General features: G+C 40.8%; 22 protein-coding genes. 13 read left to right on the top strand and 9 right to left on the bottom strand.

All coding sequences use genetic code 11. The features are described from left to right. Positions 1-37 precede the first annotated feature (37 nt). Positions 38-2,329 (top strand): DNA helicase PcrA, encoded by a 2,292-nt coding sequence (gene pcrA, locus RYK12_RS02015; RefSeq protein ID WP_314846644.1) that lies wholly within the window; start codon positions 38-40, stop codon positions 2,327-2,329. Positions 2,330-2,371: 42 nt separating this feature from the next. After that, a complete protein-coding gene (gene radC / locus RYK12_RS02020) occupies positions 2,372-3,052 on the top strand; it encodes a DNA repair protein RadC (protein WP_268707099.1) in 681 nt (226 codons plus the stop codon). On the opposite strand, the gene RYK12_RS02025 is transcribed toward radC, so the two are convergent. From RYK12_RS02025 to RYK12_RS02055, 7 genes are all read right to left on the bottom strand, one after another. Continuing rightward, positions 3,049-3,738 carry a gamma-glutamyl-gamma-aminobutyrate hydrolase family protein gene (locus RYK12_RS02025; protein ID WP_314846646.1) on the bottom strand — a complete coding sequence of 230 codons (690 nt, stop codon included), beginning with the start codon at positions 3,736-3,738 and terminating at the stop codon, positions 3,049-3,051. The two genes, radC and RYK12_RS02025, sit on opposite strands and share 4 nt — an antisense overlap. A 17-nt stretch (positions 3,739-3,755) precedes the next feature. Continuing rightward, positions 3,756-4,397: a redox-sensing transcriptional repressor Rex gene (locus RYK12_RS02030; RefSeq protein WP_000653417.1), complete on the bottom strand. Its 642-nt coding sequence runs from the start codon at positions 4,395-4,397 to the stop codon at positions 3,756-3,758. Between the two features lie 82 nt (positions 4,398-4,479). Beyond that, positions 4,480-4,695: a DUF4649 family protein gene (locus RYK12_RS02035; RefSeq protein ID WP_314846648.1), complete on the bottom strand. Its 216-nt coding sequence runs from the start codon at positions 4,693-4,695 to the stop codon at positions 4,480-4,482. 7 nt (positions 4,696-4,702) lie between these two features. Continuing rightward, a complete protein-coding gene (locus RYK12_RS02040) occupies positions 4,703-5,050 on the bottom strand; it encodes a DUF1831 domain-containing protein (protein ID WP_102211579.1) in 348 nt (115 codons plus the stop codon). 4 nt (positions 5,051-5,054) lie between these two features. Continuing rightward, a complete protein-coding gene (locus tag RYK12_RS02045; RefSeq protein WP_314846649.1) occupies positions 5,055-6,170 on the bottom strand; it encodes a cysteine desulfurase family protein in 1,116 nt (371 codons plus the stop codon). Positions 6,171-6,179: 9 nt separating this feature from the next. Then, positions 6,180-7,139, bottom strand: a complete 960-nt coding sequence (locus tag RYK12_RS02050) for a ribose-phosphate diphosphokinase (protein ID WP_004254210.1) — start codon at positions 7,137-7,139, stop codon at positions 6,180-6,182. Between the two features lie 111 nt (positions 7,140-7,250). After that, complete coding sequence (locus tag RYK12_RS02055) at positions 7,251-7,820, bottom strand: CYTH domain-containing protein (RefSeq protein ID WP_314846650.1); 570 nt, start codon at positions 7,818-7,820, stop codon at positions 7,251-7,253. A 128-nt stretch (positions 7,821-7,948) separates the two neighbouring features. Between RYK12_RS02055 and RYK12_RS02060 the strand changes: the two genes are divergently transcribed. From RYK12_RS02060 to RYK12_RS02110, 11 genes are all read left to right on the top strand, one after another. Continuing rightward, entirely contained in the window at positions 7,949-8,620 is a 672-nt protein-coding gene (locus RYK12_RS02060) for a GTP pyrophosphokinase family protein (RefSeq protein WP_070527712.1), read from the top strand. Continuing rightward, positions 8,604-9,422, top strand: coding sequence for an NAD kinase (locus RYK12_RS02065; RefSeq protein ID WP_000799056.1), 819 nt, complete (start codon positions 8,604-8,606; stop codon positions 9,420-9,422). The genes RYK12_RS02060 and RYK12_RS02065 overlap by 17 nt, the downstream gene beginning before the upstream one ends. Further along, positions 9,419-10,315 (top strand): RluA family pseudouridine synthase, encoded by an 897-nt coding sequence (locus RYK12_RS02070; protein WP_314846652.1) that lies wholly within the window; start codon positions 9,419-9,421, stop codon positions 10,313-10,315. The genes RYK12_RS02065 and RYK12_RS02070 overlap by 4 nt, the downstream gene beginning before the upstream one ends. A 43-nt stretch (positions 10,316-10,358) precedes the next feature. After that, positions 10,359-11,333, top strand: a complete 975-nt coding sequence (pta, locus tag RYK12_RS02075) for a phosphate acetyltransferase (protein WP_000451571.1) — start codon at positions 10,359-10,361, stop codon at positions 11,331-11,333. A gap of 235 nt (positions 11,334-11,568) precedes the next feature. Continuing rightward, entirely contained in the window at positions 11,569-12,744 is a 1,176-nt protein-coding gene (gene mutY, locus RYK12_RS02080; protein ID WP_314846653.1) for an A/G-specific adenine glycosylase, read from the top strand. Positions 12,745-12,798: 54 nt separating this feature from the next. Continuing rightward, entirely contained in the window at positions 12,799-13,506 is a 708-nt protein-coding gene (gene yycF / locus RYK12_RS02085; protein WP_000722072.1) for a response regulator YycF, read from the top strand. Then, positions 13,499-14,848, top strand: a complete 1,350-nt coding sequence (gene vicK / locus RYK12_RS02090; protein ID WP_314846654.1) for a cell wall metabolism sensor histidine kinase VicK — start codon at positions 13,499-13,501, stop codon at positions 14,846-14,848. The genes yycF and vicK overlap by 8 nt, the downstream gene beginning before the upstream one ends. A 1-nt stretch (position 14,849) precedes the next feature. After that, positions 14,850-15,659 carry an MBL fold metallo-hydrolase gene (locus tag RYK12_RS02095; RefSeq protein WP_000004961.1) on the top strand — a complete coding sequence of 270 codons (810 nt, stop codon included), beginning with the start codon at positions 14,850-14,852 and terminating at the stop codon, positions 15,657-15,659. 90 nt (positions 15,660-15,749) lie between these two features. Continuing rightward, positions 15,750-15,992 (top strand): type II toxin-antitoxin system RelB family antitoxin, encoded by a 243-nt coding sequence (gene relB / locus RYK12_RS02100; RefSeq protein WP_049521138.1) that lies wholly within the window; start codon positions 15,750-15,752, stop codon positions 15,990-15,992. Position 15,993: 1 nt separating this feature from the next. After that, positions 15,994-16,248: a type II toxin-antitoxin system RelE/ParE family toxin gene (locus RYK12_RS02105; protein WP_007284771.1), complete on the top strand. Its 255-nt coding sequence runs from the start codon at positions 15,994-15,996 to the stop codon at positions 16,246-16,248. Between the two features lie 45 nt (positions 16,249-16,293). Next, the gene (locus RYK12_RS02110) at positions 16,294-17,067 is read left to right on the top strand and encodes an ion channel (protein ID WP_314846656.1); all 774 of its coding nucleotides are present in this window, start codon (positions 16,294-16,296) and stop codon (positions 17,065-17,067) included. 37 nt (positions 17,068-17,104) lie between these two features. Here the strand turns inward: RYK12_RS02110 and RYK12_RS02115 are convergent, their stop codons facing one another. Further along, positions 17,105-17,452 carry a PedC/BrcD family bacteriocin maturation disulfide isomerase gene (locus RYK12_RS02115; protein ID WP_125393294.1) on the bottom strand — a complete coding sequence of 116 codons (348 nt, stop codon included), beginning with the start codon at positions 17,450-17,452 and terminating at the stop codon, positions 17,105-17,107. Between the two features lie 111 nt (positions 17,453-17,563). Beyond that, positions 17,564-19,282, bottom strand: a complete 1,719-nt coding sequence (locus RYK12_RS02120) for a phospho-sugar mutase (protein WP_000121686.1) — start codon at positions 19,280-19,282, stop codon at positions 17,564-17,566. Positions 19,283-19,366: the final 84 nt, after the last annotated feature.

Here is a 19,366-nt window from a genome sequence, read left to right on the forward strand (position 1 = left end):
TAATAGAAACATTGACTTCAAGAGTAAGGAAGAGAAGATGAACGCATTATTAAATGGAATGAATGACCGTCAGGCTGAGGCGGTGCAAACGACAGAAGGTCCCTTGTTGATCATGGCGGGGGCTGGTTCTGGAAAGACCCGAGTTTTGACCCACCGCATTGCTTATCTGATTGATGAAAAGCTGGTCAATCCGTGGAACATCTTGGCCATTACCTTTACTAATAAGGCTGCGCGTGAGATGAAAGAGCGTGCTTATAGTCTCAATCCAGCCACTCAGGACTGTCTGATTGCGACCTTCCACTCCATGTGTGTTCGTATTTTGCGTCGGGATGCAGACCATATTGGCTATAACCGTAATTTTACTATTGTGGATCCTGGTGAACAGCGAACGCTCATGAAACGCATTCTCAAACAGTTGAATTTAGATCCCAAAAAATGGAATGAGCGGAGCATCTTGGGAACTATTTCCAATGCTAAGAATGATTTGATTGATGATGTTGCCTATGCTGCCCAAGCTGGCGATATGTATACGCAAATCGTGGCCCAGTGTTATACTGCTTACCAAAAAGAATTGCGTCAGTCTGAGTCGGTTGACTTTGATGATTTGATTATGCTGACCCTGCGTCTCTTTGATCAAAATCCTGATGTTTTGACTTACTATCAACAGAAGTTCCAATACATCCACGTTGATGAGTACCAAGATACCAACCATGCCCAGTACCAACTAGTCAAACTCTTAGCGTCTCGCTTTAAAAATATCTGTGTGGTTGGGGATGCGGACCAGTCTATCTACGGTTGGCGAGGTGCTGATATGCAGAATATCTTGGACTTCGAAAAGGATTATCCCCAAGCCAAGGTTGTTTTGTTGGAGGAGAATTACCGCTCCACTAAAACCATTCTCCAAGCGGCCAACGAGGTCATTAAAAACAATAAAAATCGCCGTCCTAAGAATCTCTGGACTCAAAATGCTGATGGGGAACAAATCGTTTACTATCGTGCCAATGATGAACTAGATGAGGCTGTATTTGTAGCCAGAACTATCGATGAACTTGGTCGCAGTCAAAACTTCCTTCACAAGGATTTTGCAGTTCTTTATCGTACTAATGCGCAGTCCCGTACTATTGAGGAAGCTCTGCTCAAGTCAAATATCCCTTATACCATGGTTGGCGGAACCAAGTTCTACAGCCGTAAGGAAATCCGAGATATTATCGCTTACCTCAATCTTATTGCCAATTTGAGTGACAATATCAGTTTTGAGCGTATTATCAACGAGCCTAAACGTGGAATTGGGCCAGGTACAGTTGAGAAAATCCGTGACTTTGCGAATATGCAAGACATGTCCATGCTAGATGCTTCAGCCAATATCATGTTATCTGGTATCAAGGGTAAAGCAGCCCAGTCTATCTGGGATTTTGCCAATATGATTCTAGATTTACGAGAGCAGCTGGATCAATTAAATATTACAGAGTTGGTTGAGGCCGTCCTAGAAAAAACAGGTTACGTTGATATTCTAAATGCTCAAGCGACTTTAGAAAGCAAGGCTAGGGTTGAAAATATTGAAGAGTTCCTTTCTGTGACGAAAAACTTTGATGACATCTCTGATGGGCCAGAAGAAGAAACTGGTCTGGACAAACTGAGTCGTTTCTTAAATGATTTAGCCTTGATTGCGGACACAGATTCAGGTAGTCAGGAGACATCAGAAGTGACCCTAATGACCCTGCATGCTGCCAAAGGTCTCGAGTTTCCAGTTGTATTTTTGATTGGGATGGAAGAAAATGTCTTTCCGCTTAGCCGTGCAGCTGAAGATCAAGATGAATTAGAAGAAGAGCGCCGTCTAGCCTATGTAGGAATTACGCGTGCAGAGAAAATTCTCTATCTGACCAATGCCAACTCGCGCCTGCTTTTTGGTCGTACCAACTACAACCGTCCGACTCGTTTTATTAACGAAATCAGTTCAGACTTACTTGAGTATCAAGGATTGGCGCGTCCAGCCAATACAAGCTTTAAGGCATCATATAGCAGTGGTGGTCTTACCTTCGGTCAAGGTATGAGTCTTTCCCAGGCTCTTCAAGACCGTAAACGCAGTGCTGCCCCAAAATCTATCCAGTCAAGTGGTCTTCCATTTGGTCAATTTACAGCTGGCACAAAATCAGCGTCTAGTGAGTCAAATTGGTCCATTGGTGACATTGCTCTCCACAAGAAATGGGGAGAGGGAACCGTTCTGGAAGTTTCAGGTAGCGGTGCTACGCAGGAATTAAAAATCAATTTCCCAGAAGTAGGTTTGAAAAAACTTTTAGCCAGTGTGGCCCCAATTGAGAAAAAAATCTAATTTTCCATCCTTCTCACGAATAATAAAGTGAGGAGGATTTTTATGTATAGTATTTCATTTCAAGAAGATTCACTATTACCAAGAGAAAGACTAGCTAAGGAAGGAGTAGAAGCGCTCAGTAATCAAGAGTTGCTAGCTATTTTACTTAGGACAGGAACACGTCAAGTCAGTGTTTTTGAAATTGCCCAGAAAGTTTTGAACAACCTTTCAAGTCTAACGGATTTGAAAAAAATGACCCTGCAGGAATTGCAGAGTCTGTCAGGTATTGGACGTGTTAAGGCTATAGAATTACAAGCTATGATTGAACTGGGGCATCGTATTCATAAACACGAGACCCTTGAAATGGAAAGTATTCTCAGTAGCCAAAAGCTTGCCAAGAAGATGCAACAGGAGTTGGGACATAAAAAACAAGAGCACCTGGTGGCGCTCTATCTCAATACTCAAAATCAAATCATCCATCAACAGACCATTTTTATCGGCTCAGCTACTCGTAGTATTGCTGAACCACGTGAGATTCTTCACTATGCTATCAAGCATATGGCGACTTCACTCATCTTGGTCCATAATCATCCTTCAGGAGCGGTAGCGCCTAGCCGAAATGATGATCAAGTTACTAAACTTGTAAAAGAAGCCTGTGACCTGATGGGGATTGTCCTCTTGGACCATTTGATTGTATCTCACTCCAGTTATTTTAGCTATCGTGAAAAGACAGATTTAATCTAAAGTTCATTAACGATATAGTCAAAGAGGTTTTTATCTTTGGGACGATTTTCAAATAGAAACTCTGGATGCCATTGGACACCGAGAAAGGAGACATCATCCGTACTCATGACAGCTTCAATGATACCATCTTTAGGATCATGAGCTGCAATTTTTAAGTTAGGTGCTAAATCCTTGATGCTCTGATGGTGGAAGGAGTTGATATGGGAGATTTCTCCATAGATTTCTCGAAGAACAGTATCAGGTTCTGTCACCAAGCGTTGGGTGGTGTACTCGGCAGAACAATCCTGCCAATGGTCTTCGATATCTTGGTACAAAGTTCCACCCATGGCAACGTTAAAGAGTTGAGTTCCACGGCAGACAGAAAACATTGGCTTTTTCTGTTTAATAGCTTCCTTGATTAGGGCCAGTTCGAAGATATCTCTTTGAAGGTGGTAGTCATCGCTATCAATGGTTTTCGGTTCGCCATAGAATTTTGGATCAACATTTTGCCCACCTGTCAAGATGAGCTTGTCAATCAAACTGATATAGTGGCTAGCCATTTCTTGATCACCAATCGGTAGGATGATGGGAATCCCTCCAGCGTCTTTAACGCCTTCAACAAAGCCTTTTGCTACGTAGCTCATCATGATGTCATCATCTGGATGAGTTTTTTCGTTTCCTGTAATCCCAATAACTGGTTTTTTCATAAAATGATTTTCGCTTTCTAATCCTCTTTTCGCATGAAGTAGAGGAGGGTTTGGAGTTCACTTGTCAAATCGACATACTGAACGACCACGTCTTTTGGTAAATGCAGATGGACTGGTGAAAAACTGAGGATTCCTTTCACACCAGCATCCACCAAGAGATTGGCAACCTCTTGTGACTTGACGCTGGGAACTGTCAGGATAGCAGTCTTCACATCAGCATCCTTGATTTTATCCTTGATTTGAGAAATCCCGTAAATGGGAATTCCATCAGGAGTTTGGGTACCGACTTCAGGATGGTCATCTAGGTCAAAGGCCATGATAATCTTCATCTTGTTACGTTCGTGGAAGCGGTAGTGGAGAAGGGCATGACCCATATTGCCAATACCTACAAGCATGACATTGGTAATAGAGTTATCATTGAGTAAATCGGCAAAAAACGTCATCAGTTTTTTGACATCGTAGCCAAAGCCACGACGACCCAGTTCACCAAAATAGGAAAAATCACGACGTACGGTCGCTGAATCAATTCCAATGGCCTCTGCAATTTGCTTAGAGTTGGCACGTTCAATCTTTTCTGCATGAAATCTCTTAAAAATTCGATAGTAGAGAGAGAGTCTTTTCGCTGTAGCTTTTGGAATAGCAGACTGTTTATCTTTCACAAAATCACAACCTTTCTATTCTTCTATTTTATAGAAACATTGTGAAAAAATCAACAAAAACAAGAAAAAACTAAGAAAAATCTTAGTTTTGATGTAAAAAATCTGCATGTGATAGAAAACGGTAGAGGTCTCCGACCAGTCCTTGGTAAACTTCCTGGCCATTAAAAGTCAGAGAAGTCACATAAAGTGTATCTGGCAGAGTCACACATCCTGATAGAGCCAGCATGAGAGCCTCGTAATCCTCATACTTGAGAGTGCGCTCTACATGATAGCTGTCCTTATAGGTCAGTTCAAACATTTTGGCTCTATCTTTCCGATTTTGTAAAGACACCACGCTCTACTAAACTATCCATGAGAAAATAGAATTTTTCCTGATGAATGTGGTGGTCTTCTGATTTGAAAATATCAACCAGACGTAGCCCAAACTTGTCAGTGATATTGATTTTAGCCCCTGTAAGTTCCTTGTTAATGATGATTTTGAGTTGGAATCCCTCACCGCTGTTCGGAACTTTTTCCAAAAGGCGAGTCAATTCATAGTTACCAATCTTAGTCTCAAAAAAGGTGTTATCCTTAAGGGTGAATTTTTTAACAGAAGGGCTAAGAGTGTAGTCGTAACGACAATTTTTTAACTGAATGGTTTTTTCAAATGCCATATGGCTAACCTCCGATAATTTCTTTTAAGGTTTTTGCTAGGGTATGTAGGTCTTCAACAGTATTTTGTGGCGACAAACTGATACGAACGGATTCCTTCAAGCGTTCTGAATTTGCTCCGTACATAGCTTCAAGAACATGGCTGGATTGTACAATGCCTGCAGTACAGGCTGAGCCAGTAGAGATTGAAATTCCAGCTAAATCTAGACGAAGGAGTAAGAGGTCGTTTTTCTGACCAGGAAATCCAATATTAAGAACATAAGGGAGATGGTGTTCGCCTCTATTCAGGTAATACTGAACTCCCTCTAGCTCTGCCAGAAAGGCAGTTTCTAGATTTTGTACATGTTGAAAATGTTCTTCTTGCTTTTCTAGGTCTTCTTTTAAGGCTGCTATCATACCTACGATGGCAGCCAGATTTTCAGTCCCTGCACGTTTTTTCTGTTCTTGGTCTCCACCATGGAGATAGGAATCAAAGTTCATGCTAGATGCGTAGAGAAAGCCGATTCCCTTAGGACCATGGAACTTGTGGGCCGAAGCAGTGAGAAAATCAATGCCCAATTCTTCGGGGTGAATTGGTATTTTACCAATAGCTTGAACTGCATCAACATGATAGGCAGCAGGGTGTTGCTTGAGTATTTGGCCAATTTCAGCAATGGGTAGTAGGTTTCCTGTCTCATTATTGGCAAACATGGTAGAAACCAAAATCGTATCGTCACGTAAAGCTTTTTGAATTTGTTGGGCTGTGATTTCTTGATTTTCTGGCTGGATAATGGTTGCTTCAAACCCAAAGTGTTGAACCAAGTAATCAATGGTTTCAAGGACGGCATGGTGCTCAATGGCAGTTGTGATGATATGTTTTCCTTGTTCTTGGTGACGAAGGCAGTAGCCAATGATGGCAGTATTGTTTCCTTCAGTCCCACCAGAAGTGAAAAAGATATGTTGAGGTTTTGTCCCCAGTAACTGAGCTAGTTCCTGACGGGCTTCTCGCAAGAGTTTGCCAGCTTGACGTCCATGACCATGAATACTAGAAGGATTTCCATAGGTTTCTTGCATAACCTCGGTCATAGCTGAAATAGCAACTGCTGACATGGGAGTCGTGGCAGCATTGTCCAAATAAATCAAAGAATCACCTTATTTCTTTTTGTTGTAGGCAAAGAGTGGGCTGACTGGTTTTCTTTCGTGGATACGGACGATAGCATCACCAATTAACTCACTAGCAGTGATGTAGCATACGTTTTTAGGAGTTTTTTCTTTTGTTGCTACTGAATCAGTCACAAGAATTTCTTTAATTTTAGTATTGTCAAGAAGTTCAGCAGCGCCTTCGACAAAGAGACCATGACTAGAAACAGCATAAATTTCTGTAGCTCCTTCACGTTCAACGATTTTAGCAGCTTCAGAGAAGGTACGTCCTGTATTTAAAATATCGTCAATCAAGATAGCTTTTTTACCTTCAACATCACCGATAATATAACCTTCGTTACGAGTTGCATCGTCTTGAGGGTAGTCGATAATGGCGATAGGAGCATCAAGATATTCAGCCAAGCTACGGGCACGTTTCACACCTGAATTTTTAGGGCTGACGACAACAACATCTGACCCAAGTAAGCCCTTATCGCAGTAATGTTTTGCAAATAGGGGAACTGTGAAAAGGTTATCAACAGGAATGTCAAAGAAGCCTTGAACCTGAACGGCATGCAAATCAAGCGTAAGGATACGATCGACACCAGCCTTAACTAGCATATTGGCAACTAGTTTTGCTGTAAGTGGCTCACGAGGTGAAGCGATGCGGTCTTGACGTGCATAGCCAAAATATGGAAGAACAACGTTGATGCTGTGGGCGCTTGCACGCACACAAGCGTCGACCATGATAAGCAATTCCATTAGGTGGTTGTTAACAGGGAAACTTGTTGATTGGATGATGTACACATCATAACCACGGACACTTTCTTCGATATTTACTTGGATTTCTCCGTCTGAAAATTGACGTGATGATAGTTTTCCAAGTGGGACACCAACAGCTTGAGCAATTTTCTGTGCAATCTCTTGGTTAGAGTTGAGTGCGAAAAGTTTCATGTTTTTTCTATCTGACATTATAGACCGTCCTCTGTAAACTTTTTAAATCCTAGTCATATCTGCCTAGCTATATGAACTGGAATTTTTTGTATTTTATCTTTTCTATTTTACCAAAAAATAGAGATTATTTCAGCTATTTTTCATGCTTTTGACAAATCGGACCAATTTTGAGGGAGCTTTTTGATAATCAATCTGATTTTCCTCTAAAAATTGCTGGAAATCTTGTTTCCCTTGCTCATGATTTTCAACTTCAAGCTCTAATTCGTAATCTGTAATATCAAAGTACTGACTTTCATCCAGCGCCATGAGACCAATAGCTGTTTGCATTTCATAGCGAAGCGTCGTGAGACAACCAAGCACATGCCACTTATTAGTTTGGATACCATGTTTCGCCAATTCATCGAGCACAAGCCCCTGAGGAAGTTCTTCCTTAGCCAGAAAGTTCTCAGCATCTTTTAGTTGTAATTTTTGGTTGTATTCCATGTTTCCAACACTTTGCGGGACTTTGAGTGTCAATTCTGCCCAGTCTTCAAAAGTGCGAATGCGCATAGCAACTTTCTTTTCTCGCAGTTCAAAATCAGGAGTGTCGATGTAGTAATTTTTTTGAAGAACAGGAGTGACGTCTGTGAACTGGTCTTTTAGACGATTGTATTCATCTTTTTTCAAGAGTGTTTTCAATTCAATTTCTAAATGTTTCATTTTTCTTACCTTTTCTTTATCGTTGAAAGCGGATTTATGGTATAATAAGCATTGTATTTATTGTATATGAATCTGGAGAAAAAATCAAAGATATTTTTGAAGGATAATATGAGAACAAGGGAGAATATATGACCTTAGAATGGGAAGAATTTCTAGATCCTTACATTCAAGCTGTTGGTGAGTTAAAGATTAAACTACGTGGTATTCGGAAGCAATATCGTAAGCAAAATAAGCATTCTCCGATTGAGTTTGTGACTGGTCGAGTCAAACCGATTGAAAGTATCAAGGAAAAAATGGCTCGTCGTGGCATTACTTATGCGACCTTGGAACACGATCTGCAAGATATTGCCGGCTTGCGTGTGATGGTCCAGTTTGTAGATGACGTCAAGGAAGTAGTGGAGATTTTGCGCAAACGTCAGGATATGCGGATCATACAGGAGCGTGATTACATTACTCATCGAAAATCCTCAGGCTATCGTTCCTATCATGTGGTAGTTGAATATTCGGTTGATACCATTAATGGAGCTAAGACCATTTTGGCGGAAATTCAAATTCGTACCTTGGCTATGAATTTTTGGGCAACGATAGAACATTCTCTCAACTACAAGTACCAAGGGGATTTCCCAGAGGAAATTAAAAAGAGACTGGAAATTACTGCCAAAATTGCCCATCAATTGGATGAAGAAATGGGTAAAATTCGTGATGATATCCAAGAAGCCCAGGCACTTTTTGATCCTTTGAGTAGAAAATTAAATGACGGTGTAGGAAACAGTGACGATACAGATGAAGAATACAGGTAAACGAATTGACCTGATAGCTAATAGAAAACCGCAGAGTCAAAGGGTTTTGTATGAATTGCGAGATCGTTTGAAGAGAAATCAGTTTATACTCAATGATACCAATCCGGACATTGTCATCTCCATTGGTGGGGATGGCATGCTCTTGTCGGCTTTTCATAAGTACGAAAACCAGCTTGACAAGGTCCGCTTCATTGGTGTTCACACTGGACATTTGGGATTCTATACGGACTACCGTGATTTTGAGTTGGACAAGCTAGTGACTAATTTGCAGCTAGATACCGGAGCAAGAGTCTCTTACCCTGTTCTAAATGTGAAGGTTTTTCTTGAAAATGGTGAAGTGAAGATTTTTAGAGCACTAAATGAAGCCAGTATCCGCAGGTCTGATCGAACCATGGTGGCGGATGTTGTGATTAATGGTGTCCACTTTGAACGTTTTCGCGGAGATGGGCTAACAGTTTCAACACCGACTGGTAGTACAGCCTATAACAAGTCGCTTGGCGGAGCTGTTTTACACCCTACCATTGAAGCTTTGCAATTAACGGAAATTGCCAGTCTTAATAATCGTGTTTATCGTACGCTCGGTTCATCTATTATTGTGCCTAAGAAGGATAAGATTGAACTTATCCCGACGAGAAACGATTACCATACTATTTCGGTTGACAATAGCGTTTATTCCTTCCGCAATATTGAGCGAATTGAGTATCAAATCGACCATCATAAGATTCACTTTGTCGCATCACCTAGCCATACCAGTTTCTGGAACCGTGTTAAGGATGCTTTCATCGGCGAGGTGGACGAATGAGGTTTGAATTTATCGCAGATGAGCATGTCAAGGTTAAGACCTTCTTAAAAAAGCACGAGGTTTCTAAGGGGCTGCTGGCTAAGATTAAGTTTCGAGGTGGAGCTATACTGGTCAATGATCAACCACAAAATGCGACGTATCTATTGGATATTGGAGACCGAGTTATCATTGATATTCCTGCTGAGGAAGGCTTTGAAACTCTCGAAGCTATCGAGCGCCCACTGGATATTCTCTATGAGGATGACCATTTTCTAGTCTTGAACAAACCCTATGGAGTGGCTTCTATTCCTAGTGTTAATCACTCCAATACCATTGCAAATTTTATCAAGGGTTACTACGTCAAGCAAAACTATGAAAATCAGCAGGTTCACATTGTGACCAGACTTGATAGGGACACTTCTGGTTTGATGCTCTTTGCCAAGCACGGCTATGCCCATGCACGACTAGACAAGCAGTTGCAGAAGAAGGCCATTGAAAAACGCTACTTTGCTTTGGTTAAAGGTGATGGATACTTGGAGTCAGAGGGAGAAATTATTGCCCCGATTGCGCGTGATGAAGACTCTATTATTACCAGACGTGTAGCTAAAGGTGGAAAGTATGCCCATACATCATATAAGATTGTAGCATCTTATGGAAATATTCACTTGGTAGACATTCGCCTGCACACTGGTCGAACCCACCAAATCCGAGTCCATTTTTCTCATATTGGTTTTCCTTTGTTGGGTGATGACTTGTACGGTGGTAGTCTAGATGATGGAATTCAGCGCCAAGCCCTGCATTGCCATTACCTATCTTTTTATCATCCATTTTTAGAGCAAGACTTGCAGTTAGAAAGTCCCTTGCCGGATGATTTCAGTAACCTTATTACCCAGTTATCAACTAATACTCTATAAAAACTAATTCAGAGTATAATTATTATCTTAAAGGAGAAAACTCATGGAAGTTTTTGAAAGTCTCAAAGCCAACTTGGTTGGTAAAAATGCTCGTATCGTTCTCCCTGAAGGGGAAGAACCTCGTATTCTTCAAGCGACTAAACGCCTGGTAAAAGAAACAGAAGTGATTCCCGTTTTGCTTGGAAATCCTGAAAAAATTAAAATTTATCTTGAAATTGAAGGTATTGAGGACGGTTATGAAGTCATCGACCCTCAACACTACGATAAATTTGAAGAAATGGTTGCTGCCTTGGTAGAACGTCGCAAGGGCAAAATGTCTGAAGAAGATGCACGCAAGGTTTTGGTTGAAGATGTCAACTATTTTGGTGTGATGTTGGTTTACCTGGGCTTGGTTGATGGAATGGTATCAGGTGCGATTCACTCAACTGCTTCAACAGTTCGCCCAGCCCTTCAAATCATCAAAACTCGTCCAAATGTTACTCGCACTTCAGGTGCCTTCCTCATGGTTCGTGGTACGGAACGTTACCTCTTTGGAGACTGTGCCATCAATATAAATCCAGATGCAGAAGCATTGGCTGAAATTGCGATTAATTCAGCAATCACAGCTAAGATGTTTGGTATCGAGCCTAAAATTGCTATGCTAAGCTATTCTACTAAGGGTTCAGGTTTTGGTGAAAGTGTTGATAAGGTTGTTGAAGCAACTAAAATTGCTCACGACTTGCGCCCTGACCTTGAAATCGATGGTGAGTTGCAATTTGATGCAGCCTTTGTTCCTGAAACTGCAGCTCTGAAAGCTCCTGGAAGTACGGTAGCTGGTCAAGCAAATGTCTTCATCTTCCCAGGTATCGAGGCAGGAAATATCGGATACAAGATGGCTGAACGTCTTGGTGGCTTTGCAGCTGTAGGACCTGTTTTGCAAGGTTTGAACAAACCAGTTAACGACCTTTCTCGTGGATGTAATGCTGATGATGTTTACAAGTTGACCCTCATCACAGCAGCTCAAGCTGTTCATCAATAAAATTTAGTCCTCTTTCCTTTGGGAAGAGGCTTTTTATACTCAATGAAAATCAAAGAGCAAACTAGGAAACTAACCGCAGGTTGCTCAAAGCACTGCTTTGAGGTTGCAGATAAGACTGACGAAGTCAGGAACCATACCTACGGCAAGGCGACGTTGACGTGGTTTGAATTTGATTTTCGAAGAGTATTAATACTAGGAAAAGGACAGTTAGAATCTTCTGTGTTATACTAGAGATATGTTAGATTTGAAAGAATACGGTATCGTCATGTGGCCGGAGGAGAAGATCATTTCTTTTCGTGAGAAACTTCTCAACTGGTATGATGAAAATAAAAGAGATTTACCTTGGAGGAGAAGTAAAAATCCTTATCACATCTGGGTATCTGAAATCATGCTTCAGCAGACCAGAGTGGATACAGTTATCCCTTACTACGAACGATTCTTGGACTGGTTTTCGACAGTGGAAAGTTTGGCAACTGCCCCTGAAGAGCGTTTGTTGAAGGCTTGGGAGGGACTGGGATATTATTCTCGAGTTCGTAATATGCAGGCTGCGGCTCAGCAGATTATGGCTGACTTTGGTGGTCAATTTCCAAACACCTATGAAGGAATTTCCAGCTTGAAAGGGATTGGTCCTTACACAGCAGGAGCCATTTCCAGTATTGCCTTTAACTTGCCTGAGCCGGCTGTAGATGGTAATGTCATGCGAGTGCTGGCACGTCTGTTTGAAGTCAACCACGATATTGGCATTCCAAGCAATCGCAAAATTTTTCAGGCAATGATGGAAATCTTGATTGACCCAGAAAGGCCAGGTGACTTTAATCAAGCTTTGATGGACTTAGGATCTGATATTGAGGCGCCTGTAAATCCCAGACCAGAAGAAAGCCCAGTTAAGGACTTTAGTGCGGCATATCAGAATGGCACAATGGACCGTTATCCAATCAAGGCTCCCAAGAAAAAGCCTGTCCCAATTTATCTTAAAGCCTTGGTGGTCAAAAATACTCAGGGGCAATTTTTAATTGAAAAAAATGAAAGTGAAAAGCTATTGGCAGGTTTTTGGCATTTCCCACTGGTAGAAGTAGATGACTTTTCGCAAGAGGAGCAGTTTGACCTCTTCCATCAGGTTGCAGAAGAAAGTGTGAATTTTGGACCCAGTCCAGAAGAGAGTTTCCAGCAGGACTATGACCTAGATGTTGATTGGCTTGATATTTATTTTGACACTGTTAAGCATGTCTTTAGTCATCGCAAGTGGCATGTTCAAATTGTAGCAGGTCAGGTGACTGACTTCCATGATTTTTCAGATAGAGAAGTTCGCTGGCTTTCACCAGAAGAGTTTAAGAATTACCCACTTGCCAAACCCCAACAAAAAATCTGGCAGGCTTATGCACAAGCCAACTTAGACAGTAGCAAAGATTAGTTATTATGTCTTCTTGCTATTTTTTGATATAATAGTAGAGAAAAAGGTGAACAAATGAAAAAAATATTAATTGTAGATGATGAAAAACCAATCTCGGATATTATCAAGTTTAATATGACCAAGGAAGGTTACGAGGTTGTAACTGCTTTTAATGGTCGTGAAGCGCTAGAACAATTTGAAGCAGAGCAACCAGATATTATTATTCTGGATTTGATGCTTCCAGAAATTGATGGTTTAGAAGTTGCTAAGACCATTCGCAAGACCAGTAGTGTGCCTATTATCATGCTTTCAGCTAAAGATAGCGAATTTGATAAGGTTATCGGTTTAGAGCTTGGAGCGGATGACTATGTGACAAAACCCTTCTCAAATCGTGAGTTGCAGGCGCGTGTTAAAGCTCTTCTTCGTCGCACGGACTTGGTTTCTGTAGATAATCAAGAATCAGATGAAAAGAAAACCCAACCCTTGCAAATTGGGGACTTGGAGATTGTGCCAGATGCCTATGTGGCTAAAAAATACGGTGAAGAACTAGACTTAACCCACCGTGAATTTGAGCTCTTGTACCACTTGGCTTCTCATATTGGTCAAGTGATTACACGTGAACACTTGCTTGAAACGGTCTGGGGTTATGATTATTTTGGAGATGTTCGGACTGTTGACGTAACTATCAGACGTTTGCGTGAGAAGATTGAAGACACACCAAGTCGTCCTGAGTATATCCTAACACGTCGTGGTGTTGGTTATTATATGAGAAATAATGATTAAACTAATTAAAGATACAGTTTTAACCAGTGATTTTATCTTTATCCTCATTCTACTTGGCTTTATTTTAGTAGTGACCTTACTTTTGCTAGAAAATCGGCGGGATAATATTCGGTTGAAGCAAATCAATCAAAAGGTAAAAGACCTGATTGCAGGAGATTATTCTCAGGTATTGGATATGCAGGGAAGCTCTGAAATTACCAATATTACTAATAATCTCAATGATTTATCAGAAGTAATTCGTTTAACCCAAGAAAATCTGGAACAAGAGAGTAAACGATTACATAGTATCCTCTCTTATATGACGGACGGCGTCCTTGCGACCAATCGTCGTGGCAAGATTACCATGATTAATGACATGGCTAAGAAACAGCTTGGTGTTCAGAAAGAAGATGTCCTCAATAAAAGTATTCTAGAATTGCTTAAGATTGAAGATGAGTATGACCTTCGTGATTTGATTACCCAAGTTCCTGAGCTTATGATTGATTCTCAGGATGCCAATGGTGAATATCTAAGCCTTCGTGTACGTTTTGCCTTGGTTCGTCGTGAGTCTGGCTTTATCTCAGGTTTGGTAGCTGTTTTGCATGATACGACGGAGCAGGAGAAGGAAGAACGGGAACGGAGGCTCTTCGTATCCAATGTTAGCCATGAGTTACGGACGCCTCTGACCAGCGTAAAATCCTATCTTGAAGCCTTGGATGAGGGTGCCTTGTCAGAACCTGTGGCACCGGATTTTATCAAGGTATCTCTAGATGAAACCAATCGTATGATGCGGATGGTGACAGATCTTCTTCATCTTTCAAGGATTGATAATGCAACCAGTCATCTAGATGTGGAACTGATTAACTTCACAGCTTTTATTACCTTTATTCTTAACCGTTTTGATAAGATGAGGGGACCAGACGAAGAGAAGAAATATGAATTGGTTAGAGATTATCCGATTACGTCTGTCTGGATTGAAATTGATACAGACAAGATGACACAGGTGATTGATAATATTCTCAACAATGCCATTAAATATTCTCCAGATGGTGGAAAAATCACAGTGACCATGAAGACAACTGATGATCAGATGATTTTATCCATCTCAGACCAAGGATTGGGTATTCCTAAGCAGGATTTGCCACGTATCTTTGACCGTTTCTACCGTGTGGATCGTGCTAGAAGTCGTGCCCAAGGTGGAACAGGTTTGGGACTGTCTATTGCCAAAGAAATTATCAAACAACATAATGGTTTTATTTGGGCCAAGAGTATATATGGTAAGGGATCAACCTTTACCATTGTGCTCCCTTATGATAAGGATGCAGTGAAAGAAGAAGTATGGGAGGACGAAGTAGAAGACTAGAATGAGTGAAACAGGCTTTAAATACAGTATTTTAGCGTCGGGTTCCAGTGGAAATTCCTTTTATCTGGAAACCCCAAAAAAGAAACTTTTAGTGGATGCAGGCTTATCTGGTAAGAAAATCACCAGCCTACTTGCTGAAATAAATCGCAAGCCAGAAGACTTGGATGCCATCTTGATTACCCATGAGCATTCAGATCATATCCATGGAGTAGGCGTTTTGGCTCGCAAGTATGGTATGGATTTGTATGCTAATGAAAAGACCTGGCAAGCTATGGAAAATAGCAAGTATCTTGGCAAGGTGGATTCATCTCAGAAGCACATTTTTGAGATGGGTAAAACCAAAACCTTTGGAGATATCGACATCGAGAGTTTTGGTGTTAGCCATGATGCGGTCGCACCGCAATTCTATCGCTTTATGAAAGATGATAAAAGTTTTGTTCTTTTGACAGATACAGGTTATGTCAGTGACCGTATGGCAGGGATTGTCGAAAATGCGGATGGATATCTTATCGAGTCCAACCATGATGTAGAGATTTTGCGAGCAGGTTCTTACGCTTGGCGACTCAAACAACGAATCCTATCGGATCTGGGTCACCTTTCTAACGAAGATGGTGCCGAAGCCATGATTCGGACGCTAGGAAATCGCACTAAGAAAATCTACCTTGGTCACTTGTCTAAGGAAAACAATATCAAGGAGCTGGCTCACATGACCATGGTCAATCAGCTGGCGCAAGCTGATCTGGGAGTCGGAGTAGACTTTAAGGTTTATGATACCTCACCAGATACCGCAACACCTTTGACAGATATATAGAAAGAACGCTGAGAAGGTGTTCTTTTTATATTGACTGAACACCTAAAAAGTAATACAATGGTGTTACCATTAAAAAAGGGAGTGCAAAAGATGACTACTATTACATTAAAAGTTTCTGAAGCTGATAAAACATTTATGAAAGCAATGGCTAAGTTTGAAGGAGTTTCCCTGTCGGAACTTATCCGCACCAAAACTCTTGAAGCTCTAGAAGACGAATACGACGCTCGTGTGGCAGATTTAGCCTATCAAGAGTATTTAGACGACTTGGAAAAAGGAGTTGAACCCATTACTTGGGAAGAAATGATTCATGATTTAGGCTTGGAGGATGAATAATTTGTATAAATTAGTTCCAACAAGACGTTTCATCAAGCAATTGAAAAAATTGGACCGTTATACGCAGAAGCTAATTACAAACTATTTACAAACCAATGTTTTGGAAGACCCAAGACGACACGGAAAGGCTTTGGTTGGTAATCGCGTTGGTCAATGGCGCTATAGGATTGGTAATTATCGAGTTATCGTACAAATTGTAGATGATGAATTAGTCATTGCTACTTTAGAAGTTGGTCATCGGAGAGATATTTATTGAATTAAAGTTGAGTAATAACAGTATAGAAAGTGAGGAGAGTAAAATTTGAAGAAAAAATGGTTTTTTGCAGATTATTATGATACAACAATTATTTTACTTGCTTTAATCTCTGTTATTCTGGTATTACTTGGATTTGCTGAGATGATTGATTTAGACAGTCCTCCATACAGTATTATTGACTTGCAACTTTGGTTTGTGTTTGTGGTAGATTATGGTTGGCGGTTCTTTTCAAGTAAAGCAAAATGGAGGTTTATACTTGAAAATATCTTTGACTTGTTAGCTATCCTTCCTTTAAATGCTATTTTTACAGTATTGCGATTAGGGCGTATCTTCCGCTTAGCAAGGCTGACAAAATTACTGAAACTGACTCGTTTACTTAGAATAATTGGACTTACAGGTAAATTAGAAAGAAAAATTAGTAGATTCTTACGGACAAATGGCCTGATTTATATCTTGTATGTTAATATTTTTATTGTTCTAGTAGGAAGTTCAATTTTATCTGTAGTTGAAGAAAAATCTTTCTCAGATAGTCTTTGGTGGGCTCTTGTGACAGTAACCACTGTTGGTTATGGTGATATTGTTCCAGTTTCCCTTTTTGGGAAATGGCTAGCTGTTTTATTAATGTTGGTAGGGATTAGTACAATAGGAATGTTAACAAGTGCCTTGACGAACTTTTTTGTAAAAGATAATCCAGATGAACAGATAAAACTTGATAAACTCCAAGACGAATTATCGGGCCAAAGAATATTAATAGAGAAACAATCTGAGAAAATCGAAGAACTGCATCGGATGATACAAGATTTGCTTGAAAAAACGTAATTTTGACCATTTAAAAACCACTCGATGAGTGGCTTTTTTACAATCCTGCAAATTCTTTGATTTCTTGTGCTGACATTGAAGAGTCGCAACGGACATTGATTTGTCCATCTGCGATGTGGACAAAGCCTGGTACAGTTGGGATTCCGTAGCGTGAACGGAATGCTTGCAACTCATTGAGTTGGCTTGCTTCTTCACTATTGATGAAGTAGATGTGAGCTTTGGTTTCAGCTACGACACCTGCTAAAGTACCTGCAAATTTACGGCAGTAAGGGCAAGTTTTGCGACCGATAAAGAAGGTTGCAGTTTCTTTTTTATCAAGAGCTTCTTGCGCATGCGCAACTGTAGTGACTTCAAGGTTTTTGATATTATCTAAAAATTGTTCCATGAGATTACCTCGCTTTCATTGATATGTCTAGTATGCCATAAAGTTTCTAAAATTGCTTAGATTTGATACGAAAAAAAGATGAGATTGGTTGGTCTCATCTTTTATAGGACTTTATTTTACAAAAGCATTGATTTCTGCTTCGATGTTAGCAATCTTAGCTTGTGATTCTTCGTTGGTTTCACCTACAACTGCAATGTAGAACTTGATTTTTGGTTCTGTACCTGAAGGGCGAACAGCAATCCATGAACCGTCAGCAAGTGTGTATTTCAACACATCACTTGGAGGAGTTGTTAAGTTTGTAACAGTACCGTCAGCAGCAGTAGCAGTTTGTGCCTTGAAGTCTTCTACGACAGTGATAGCTGTTGCGTTCCATTCTTTTGGAGCATTGTTACGGAACTTAGCCATAATCGCTTTGATTTGTTCAGCACCATCGACACCTGAAAGAGTTACAGAGATTGTCTTTTCTGCGTAGTAGCCGTACTCTTTGTAGATTTCTTCGATACCGTCAGCAAGTGTCAAACCGCGTGAACGGTAGTAGGCAGCAAGCTCAGCAACGACGAGAACAGCTTGGATAGCGTCTTTATCACGTACGAATGGTTTAATCAAGTAACCGAAGCTTTCTTCAAATCCCATCATGTAAGTGTGGTTGTGTTTTTCTTCGAATTCTTGGATTTTTTCAGCGATGAATTTGAAACCAGTCAAGACGTTGAACATAGTTGCGCCGTAGCTTTCAGCAATCTTCGTTACCAAGTCAGTTGATACGATAGATTTACATAGGGCTGCATTTTCAGGAAGAGTTCCAGCGTTTTTGTGGGCTTCCAATATGTATTTAGCCATGATAGCACCGATTTGGTTACCTGAAAGGTTGAGGTAGCTACCATCTTTTTGAAGAACTTCAACACCAACACGGTCAGCGTCAGGGTCAGTTGCGACAAGAACATCCGCACCAACTTGACGACCAAGTTCTTCAGCAAGGGCAAAGGCTGCTTGGCTTTCTGGGTTTGGAGATTTTACAGTTGAGAAGTCAGGGTCAGCAGTTGCTTGTGCTTCAACGACTTGAACTGAGTCAAATCCTGCTTGGGCAAGAGCACGACGAGCCAACATTTCACCAGTACCATGAAGTGGTGTATAGACAATCTTCATGTCTTTACCAAATTCTTCAATCAAGGCTGGGTTGATGTTAACGTCCTTAACCTCTTTAAGGTATTCTACGTCAACAGCTTCGCCGATAACTTCAATCAAGCCAGAAGCTTTTTCAGCTTCCACATCAGCAACTTCAACTGCAAATGGATTTTCGATTGCACGGATATAAGTAGTCAAAGCGTCCGCATCGTGTGGAGGCATTTGTCCACCGTCTTCACCGTAAACCTTGTAACCGTTAAATGGAGCAGGGTTGTGGCTGGCTGTGACCATAATACCTGCGAAACAGTTGAGGTGACGAACTGCAAATGAGAGTTCTGGAGTTGGACGAAGGCTTTCAAATACATAAGATTTGATACCATGTTTAGCAAGAACTGCAGCAGATTCAAAGGCAAACTCTGGTGAGAAGTGACGGCTATCGTAGGCGATTGCCACACCACGTTCTTTTTCATTTCCACCTTTAGACTCAATCAAACGAGCCAATCCTTCAGTAGCTTGGCGAACAACGTAGATGTTGATGCGGTTTGTACCAGCACCAATCAAGCCACGCATACCCGCAGTACCAAATTCAAGATTTGTATAGAAGGCATCTTCCTTAGTTTTTTCGTCCATATTTTCCAAATCTTGACGAAGGTAGTCAGGAAGCTCCGCAAAATCAACCCATTTCTGGTAATTTTCTTGGTAAGACATTGAAATTCTCCTTTTTGTAAATTGTTTTAACCGTTCACATTATAGCACTTTTTAGCGTTTTAGTAAAACGGTAGCATAATTTTC

This window comes from uncultured Streptococcus sp. (assembly GCF_963518475.1).
Classification (GTDB): domain Bacteria; phylum Bacillota; class Bacilli; order Lactobacillales; family Streptococcaceae; genus Streptococcus.

What these genes read in the sequence shown, in the direction of transcription:
- yycF (WP_000722072.1), top strand. Translation starts at nt 12,799, where the DNA reads ATGAAAAAAATATTAATTGTAGATGATGAAAAACCAATCTCGGATATT.
- radC (WP_268707099.1), top strand. Translation starts at nt 2,372, where the DNA reads ATGTATAGTATTTCATTTCAAGAAGATTCACTATTACCAAGAGAAAGA.
- RYK12_RS02040 (WP_102211579.1), bottom strand. Translation starts at nt 5,050, where the DNA reads ATGGCATTTGAAAAAACCATTCAGTTAAAAAATTGTCGTTACGACTAC.
- RYK12_RS02035 (WP_314846648.1), bottom strand. Translation starts at nt 4,695, where the DNA reads ATGTTTGAACTGACCTATAAGGACAGCTATCATGTAGAGCGCACTCTC.
- RYK12_RS02060 (WP_070527712.1), top strand. Translation starts at nt 7,949, where the DNA reads ATGACCTTAGAATGGGAAGAATTTCTAGATCCTTACATTCAAGCTGTT.
- mutY (WP_314846653.1), top strand. Translation starts at nt 11,569, where the DNA reads ATGTTAGATTTGAAAGAATACGGTATCGTCATGTGGCCGGAGGAGAAG.
- RYK12_RS02115 (WP_125393294.1), bottom strand. Translation starts at nt 17,452, where the DNA reads ATGGAACAATTTTTAGATAATATCAAAAACCTTGAAGTCACTACAGTT.
- RYK12_RS02025 (WP_314846646.1), bottom strand. Translation starts at nt 3,738, where the DNA reads ATGAAAAAACCAGTTATTGGGATTACAGGAAACGAAAAAACTCATCCA.
- RYK12_RS02070 (WP_314846652.1), top strand. Translation starts at nt 9,419, where the DNA reads ATGAGGTTTGAATTTATCGCAGATGAGCATGTCAAGGTTAAGACCTTC.
- vicK (WP_314846654.1), top strand. Translation starts at nt 13,499, where the DNA reads ATGATTAAACTAATTAAAGATACAGTTTTAACCAGTGATTTTATCTTT.
- pta (WP_000451571.1), top strand. Translation starts at nt 10,359, where the DNA reads ATGGAAGTTTTTGAAAGTCTCAAAGCCAACTTGGTTGGTAAAAATGCT.
- RYK12_RS02065 (WP_000799056.1), top strand. Translation starts at nt 8,604, where the DNA reads ATGAAGAATACAGGTAAACGAATTGACCTGATAGCTAATAGAAAACCG.
- pcrA (WP_314846644.1), top strand. Translation starts at nt 38, where the DNA reads ATGAACGCATTATTAAATGGAATGAATGACCGTCAGGCTGAGGCGGTG.
- RYK12_RS02120 (WP_000121686.1), bottom strand. Translation starts at nt 19,282, where the DNA reads ATGTCTTACCAAGAAAATTACCAGAAATGGGTTGATTTTGCGGAGCTT.
- RYK12_RS02095 (WP_000004961.1), top strand. Translation starts at nt 14,850, where the DNA reads ATGAGTGAAACAGGCTTTAAATACAGTATTTTAGCGTCGGGTTCCAGT.
- RYK12_RS02055 (WP_314846650.1), bottom strand. Translation starts at nt 7,820, where the DNA reads ATGAAACATTTAGAAATTGAATTGAAAACACTCTTGAAAAAAGATGAA.
- relB (WP_049521138.1), top strand. Translation starts at nt 15,750, where the DNA reads ATGACTACTATTACATTAAAAGTTTCTGAAGCTGATAAAACATTTATG.
- RYK12_RS02050 (WP_004254210.1), bottom strand. Translation starts at nt 7,139, where the DNA reads ATGTCAGATAGAAAAAACATGAAACTTTTCGCACTCAACTCTAACCAA.